This window comes from Aestuariivirga sp. (assembly GCF_044238155.1).
Lineage (GTDB): Bacteria > Pseudomonadota > Alphaproteobacteria > Rhizobiales > Aestuariivirgaceae > Aestuariivirga.
Window position 1 is genome coordinate 1 of record NZ_JBIIDX010000180.1, and the last position, 6,055, is coordinate 6,055.

Here is a 6,055-nt window from a genome sequence, read left to right on the forward strand (position 1 = left end):
GGTCCCTCATGACCGGCGAGCACATCCGCCATCAGCGTGCGGAAGGTGAGGTCGTGCTGGCCATGGGGGCGGGCGGGCTGACACGGCTCAGAGAGGCGCAGGCCGCCAAGGTGCGGCTGCCGGCGCGCAGCCATGAAGCGATCCTAATCAACACCGGCGGCGGGCTGGCGGGCGGCGACCGCTTTTCCTTCGACATCACCGCCGAGGAAGGCGCGCGGCTGACCGTCACCTCACAGGCGGCCGAACGGGTCTACCGGTCCTTGGGTGCTGATGCCGAAGTGGCGGTGAAGCTATCCGCATGGCGCGGCGCGCAGCTCATGTGGCTGCCGCAGGAGACGATCCTGTTCAACGGCGCGCGGCTCAGGCGGCGGATCGAGGCCGATCTCGCCCCGGAGGCCCGGCTGCTCGCCGTCGAGCCGGTCATCCTCGGCCGCGAGGCGATGGGCGAAACCGTCGAGCAGGTGCAGCTTCATGACCGCTGGCGCATCCGCCAGGGCGGCAGGCTGGTGTTCGCCGACGATCTGGCCATCGATGGCGCGCCGCCCGTCAGCGCCGCAACGCTGGGTGAGGACCGCGCCTTCGCCACCGTTCTGGCGGTGATGCCGGACGCCGAAGACCGCCTCGACCGGGTGCGGACGGCCATCGGCGGCCAGGGGTCGGCCAGCGCCTGGTCTGGCAAGATCGTTGCAAGGATGACAGGGCGTGACGGGTTCGACCTGCGCAAAGCCCTGATTCCAGCCCTCACAGTGCTGGCAGAGCCCGGAGGTCTGCCCAAGACTTGGTCGCTGTGAGGAAAAATTATGCAGCTCACCCCGCGTGAGAAAGACAAGCTGCTTGTCAGCATGGCGGCCATGGTGGCGCGCCGCAGGCTGGAGCGCGGCGTAAAACTCAACCATCCTGAAGCCGTGGCGCTGATCACTGACTATGTGGTCGAAGGGGCGCGTGACGGCCGCAGCGTCGCCGATCTCATGGAGAGCGCCGCGCAGGTGGTGAGCCGCGCCCAGGTCATGGAGGGCATCGCCGACATCATCCATGAGGTGCAGGTCGAGGCGACCTTCCCCGATGGCACCAAGCTCGTCACCGTTCACCAGCCGATCCGCTAGGAGCGCGTCATGATCCCCGGCGAAGTCATCACGGAAGACGGCGATATCGAACTCAACAAGGGCGCCGCAACGGTCACGCTCATCGTCGCCAATACCGGCGACCGGCCCATCCAGGTCGGTTCGCACTATCATTTCTTCGAAACCAACGAGGCCCTGGCTTTTGACCGGGACAAGGCGCGCGGCATGCGGCTCGATATTGCCGCCGGCACCGCTGTCCGCTTCGAGCCGGGCCAGCGCCGCGAGGTGCGGCTGGTGCCGTTCGGCGGCAAGCGGCGCATCTTCGGGTTCCAGCAGAAGATCATGGGAGAGCTCTGACATGGCCACCATCTCCCGTGCCAGCTATGCCACGATGTACGGCCCCACCGTGGGTGACCGGGTGCGGCTCGCCGATACCGAACTGTTCGTCGAGGTCGAGAAGGACTTCACCGTCTATGGCGAGGAAGTAAAATTCGGCGGCGGCAAGGTCATTCGCGACGGCATGGGCCAGTCGCAGGCAACGCGCGCCGAGGGGGCGCTCGATACCGTCATCACCAATGCGCTGATCGTCGATCACAGCGGCATCTATAAGGCTGATGTTGGCCTCAAGGATGGGCGCATCGCCGGCATCGGCAAGGCGGGAAACCCTGATACCCAGCCGGGCGTGACGCTCATCATCGGTCCGTCGACCGAGATCATCGCCGGCGAAGGCCGCATTCTCACGGCAGGCGGCGTTGACACCCATATCCACTTCATCGCGCCCCAGCAGATCGAGGAGGCGCTCTACTCCGGCGTCACCACCATGTTGGGCGGCGGCACCGGGCCCGCGCATGGCACGCTGGCCACCACCTGCACCGGCGCCTGGCACACCATGCGGATGATCGAGGCCGCGGATTCATTTCCCATGAACCTCGGCTTCATGGGCAAGGGCAACGCCTCGCTTGCCGCGCCGCTCGAGGAAATGATCCTGGCCGGCGCCTGCGGCCTCAAGCTGCATGAGGACTGGGGCACCACCCCCGCCGCCATCGACAACTGCCTTGCCGTGGCGGACCGCTTCGACGTGCAGGTGGCGATCCACACCGACACGCTGAACGAGTCCGGCTTCGTCGAGAAGACCATCGCCGCCTTCAAGGGCCGCACCATCCACACTTTCCATACCGAGGGTGCGGGCGGCGGCCACGCGCCGGATATCATCAAGGTGGCAGGGCTCGCCAATGTGCTGCCGTCTTCCACCAACCCGACGCGGCCCTATACAAGGAACACCGTGGCCGAACATCTCGATATGCTGATGGTCTGCCATCACCTGTCGCCACGCATTCCCGAGGACATCGCCTTTGCTGAAAGCCGCATCCGCAAGGAGACGATCGCGGCGGAAGACATCCTCCACGACCTCGGCGCCATCTCGATGATGTCGTCGGACAGCCAGGCCATGGGCCGGGTGGGCGAGGTCATCATCCGCTGCTGGCAGACCGCGCACAAGATGAAGGTGCAGCGCGGCAGCCTGCCCGGCGACGGCCGGGCGGACAATGCGCGGGTCAAGCGCTATGTCGCCAAATATACGATCAATCCCGCCGTCGCCCAGGGCATCGGCCATGAAGTGGGCTCGGTCGAGGTGGGCAAGCGCGCCGATCTGGTACTGTGGAATCCGGCCTTCTTCGGCATCAAGCCGGAGATGGTGCTGCTCGGCGGCTCGATCGCGGCAGCGCCCATGGGCGATCCCAACGCTTCGATCCCGACGCCGCAGCCAGTGCATTACCGCCCGATGTTCGCCAGCTTCGGCAAGCTGATGGAGAATTCCGCCGTCACCTTCGTGAGCCGCGCCGCGCTCGATCACGGACTGAAGGCCAGGCTCGGCGTTGCGAAAAAGCTGGTCGCGGTGGAGAACACGCGGGGCGGCATTTCCAAGGCCTCGATGATCCACAACAGCGCCACGCCGGCAATCGAGGTCAATCCGGAAACCTATGAGGTGCGCGCCGACGGCGAACTCCTCACCTGTGAGCCGGCCAGTGTGCTGCCCATGGCGCAGCGCTATTTCCTGTACTGATGACCAGGCGCGCCACATCCTTCCGCCGCACCGAAGTCCCCGGCGAACAGCCCTTCGACCTGGTGACGCTCGACGCCGATCAGCGCCACATCCGGCGCAAGCGCATCACGCTGGCGGGCGGCGAAGACATTCTCATCGACTTTGAAAAACCGGCCCATCTCGAACATGGCGACCGGCTTATCCTCGATGACGGCCGCGTGGCGCAGGTGGTGGCCGCAAGGGAAGAGCTGATGGAAGTGAGGGCGGCGGGTCCGCGACATCTGACGGAGCTTGCCTGGCACATCGGCAACCGGCACCTGCCGGCCCAGATCGGCGATGGCCGGATCCTGCTGCGCCGCGATGCCGTGATCCGCGCCATGCTGGAGGCGCTGGGCGCCACCGTACAGGACGTCATCGAACCGTTCTCGCCGCAGCATGGCGCCTATCACAGCCATGCACATTGAGCCCCGCCAGCTTCTGTTGCTCCTGACCTGGATGTCGCCGGCCTTTCCGACCGGCGCCTTCGCTTATTCGCATGGGCTCGAATGGGCGATCGAGTCCGGCAAGATCAAGGATGGCGAAGCGCTGAAGGCGTGGATTGAAGATCTGCTGACGCGCGGCTCCGGCTGGAATGATGCCGTGCTGTTCGCCCGCTGCTGGGAAGACTCCCCATCGGAGCTCAATGAACTGGCGCTGGCGCTTGCCGTGTCGCGGGAGCGCCATCTCGAGACCACCCAGCTGGGCCGCGCCTTCCGCATCGCAGCCGGGGTGTTTGCAGCACCACCGCTGGACGATGACGAGATCGCCTATCCGGTGGCGGCGGGTGCCGCCTGTGCGGCAATGGGCATCAGCCGCGCCGATGCGCTTCTCGCCTTTCTCCAGGGGTTTTCCGCCGCGCTGGTTTCCGTCGCGGTGCGCCTGGTTCCGATCGGCCAGACGGCGGGGCTCGAAACGCTGCGCGATCTCGCGCCCGTGATCACGGCCGTGGCCACGCGGGCCGCAATCGCCGGCCTCGAAGATCTCGGCGCCATCACCATCGCGGCGGATATCGCCGCGATGCGCCACGAAACCCAGCACAGCCGCGTGTTCCGCTCATGAGCAAAGCATCCTCCCACGGCCCATTGCGGGTTGGCATCGGCGGGCCCGTCGGGTCCGGCAAGACCACGCTCACCGAAAAGCTGTGCAAGGCGATGCGGGACAAATACTCCGTTGCGGCCATCACCAACGACATCTACACGCGCGAAGACGCGCTGATCCTCAACCGCCTGCAGGCGCTGCCCGAGGACCGCATCATGGGCGTGGAAACCGGCGGCTGCCCGCACACCGCGATCCGCGAGGATGCCTCAATCAACCTCGCCGCGGTCGATGAAATGGTGAAACGCCATCCCGGCCTCGATGTCATTTTCATTGAATCGGGCGGCGATAATTTGGCTGCCACCTTCTCACCCGACCTCGCGGATATCTCGCTCTATGTGATCTCGGTCTGCCAGGGCGAAAAGATTCCGCGCAAGGGCGGCCCGGCCATCACCCGCTCCGATCTGCTGATCATCAACAAGGCCGATCTCGCGGTGCATGTGATGGCCGATCTCGATGTCATGGACAGCGATACGCGGCGGGTGCGCGGCGGGCGGCCCTATGTGTTCACCGACATGCTGCGCCAGAAGGGCCTGGATGAGGTGATCGCCTTCATCGAGACGGCTGGAGGTCTCGATACTGCGTGATTCGACATCAAACGCAAGCACTCAAAAGATATCAAGCCAGGTACGGGCGTGAAGATCCGATACAACCTCGATTATCCATCGCGCAAATACACGACTTCAGAGGCCGAGAACGATTTTGCTGGAGACAGACGCGAAGGTGCATCCCTGCTGAGTCAGATCGGGATATTCCAACTTCACCAATGGCACTTCCTTGGGCGCCCCGATCCGGCATACGCTCTTGCCTGCCCTGTAAGCCTCAGTCGCATGATGCCTTTTTGTCAGCTCTAGAGATCTTTACCACTGAACTGGACTTGATAATTCATAATCACGCGCAGTTCGTCTGAATCAAGCCTTACAGGAATCCGGTCGGACTCATCGCTCTCAGGACCAACATTGTCGCTTTGCAGGATTGCGTACCGCACGCCCAGCGACAGTGGCGACAGCCAGCGCGGAGAATTCTCAATAGCGGAAAAACTGTAATCAGCGGAAAAATCATACTCGTACCACTTGGCACGCCCTGATGCCACATGTGTGTCGAGCGCGGCTTGGGCACCAAGCGTCAGTCCCTCGAGGCCAATGCCCGAGAGATCATAGGTTGCGCCTAACAGAGCAGCCTGTTCTTCTGCCCGGGCAAATACGCCGATGATCATGTTGGTGTAACCTGGCCACATGCCATAGGGGTAGCGCCAGTCATTATCCGTTCCGTTGGCGGTGTAGCCCGCCATAAGGGTTAGATCACCACGCCGGACCTCCCCCAGTACACCGCCCATCCAGGTCACGAATTCAGAGCCAGTGAGTAGCTGATCACCTATTCCGGACTGTATCATGAACTGTGCCGACAGCTTGATGTGATCACCATCCAACTGCCCCGTCATCCAAGACCCGTCCGTGTAAGAGGAGGCCAGAAGATTTGGAACCACATAAAGTGATGTCTTCAGCGAAAGATCTTTATCAGGAGCGAAAGAGAGGCCTCCCAGATACATCGGCTCATCTTGGTCAACTCCGGCAATTTTCGCCATATTGACGAAATCATCCGCATCACGCGTTTTCATTCGTGTGAGGTAACCAGCGTAGTAGGACAGAAGACCAAGATCACCTTTCAGCGATATGCCCTCGAAGGTATTGGGCACCATGCGGTTATCATGCGGGTTTACCTCCGGCTGATCTACCAACTGGCGGTAAAAGGTCAGCACTTGGTCTTCGTAGCGAAGGGCCGCATAGGCTTGGCCCAGGACCGAAAAACCGTCCTGATC

Annotated in this window: 8 protein-coding genes; 7 read left to right on the plus strand and 1 reads right to left on the minus strand. The window is 63.2% G+C overall.

The features are described from left to right. From ACILRN_RS15150 to ureG, 7 genes are all read left to right on the plus strand, one after another. Positions 1 to 791 (plus strand): urease accessory protein UreD (locus ACILRN_RS15150; protein ID WP_395689683.1); only part of this gene is annotated, 791 nt, incomplete at its 5' end. Positions 792 to 800: 9 nt separating this feature from the next. Beyond that, on the plus strand, positions 801 to 1,103 hold the full coding sequence (locus tag ACILRN_RS15155; protein WP_395689685.1) for an urease subunit gamma: 303 nt from the start codon (positions 801 to 803) through the stop codon (positions 1,101 to 1,103). 9 nt (positions 1,104 to 1,112) lie between these two features. Further along, on the plus strand, positions 1,113 to 1,418 hold the full coding sequence (locus tag ACILRN_RS15160) for an urease subunit beta (RefSeq protein WP_395689687.1): 306 nt from the start codon (positions 1,113 to 1,115) through the stop codon (positions 1,416 to 1,418). Between the two features lies 1 nt (position 1,419). After that, on the plus strand, positions 1,420 to 3,123 hold the full coding sequence (ureC, locus tag ACILRN_RS15165) for an urease subunit alpha (protein WP_395689689.1): 1,704 nt from the start codon (positions 1,420 to 1,422) through the stop codon (positions 3,121 to 3,123). Continuing rightward, the gene (locus ACILRN_RS15170; RefSeq protein WP_395689691.1) at positions 3,123 to 3,566 is read left to right on the plus strand and encodes an urease accessory protein UreE; all 444 of its coding nucleotides are present in this window, start codon (positions 3,123 to 3,125) and stop codon (positions 3,564 to 3,566) included. The genes ureC and ACILRN_RS15170 overlap by 1 nt, the downstream gene beginning before the upstream one ends. Next, the gene (locus ACILRN_RS15175; RefSeq protein ID WP_395689693.1) at positions 3,556 to 4,200 is read left to right on the plus strand and encodes an urease accessory protein UreF; all 645 of its coding nucleotides are present in this window, start codon (positions 3,556 to 3,558) and stop codon (positions 4,198 to 4,200) included. Before ACILRN_RS15170 ends, ACILRN_RS15175 begins: the two co-directional genes overlap by 11 nt. Beyond that, positions 4,197 to 4,823, plus strand: coding sequence for an urease accessory protein UreG (ureG, locus tag ACILRN_RS15180; RefSeq protein WP_395689695.1), 627 nt, complete (start codon positions 4,197 to 4,199; stop codon positions 4,821 to 4,823). Before ACILRN_RS15175 ends, ureG begins: the two co-directional genes overlap by 4 nt. A gap of 263 nt (positions 4,824 to 5,086) precedes the next feature. Here the strand turns inward: ureG and ACILRN_RS15185 are convergent. After that, on the minus strand, positions 5,087 to 6,055 hold a 969-nt coding region (locus ACILRN_RS15185), incomplete at its 5' end, for an OprD family outer membrane porin (protein ID WP_395689696.1).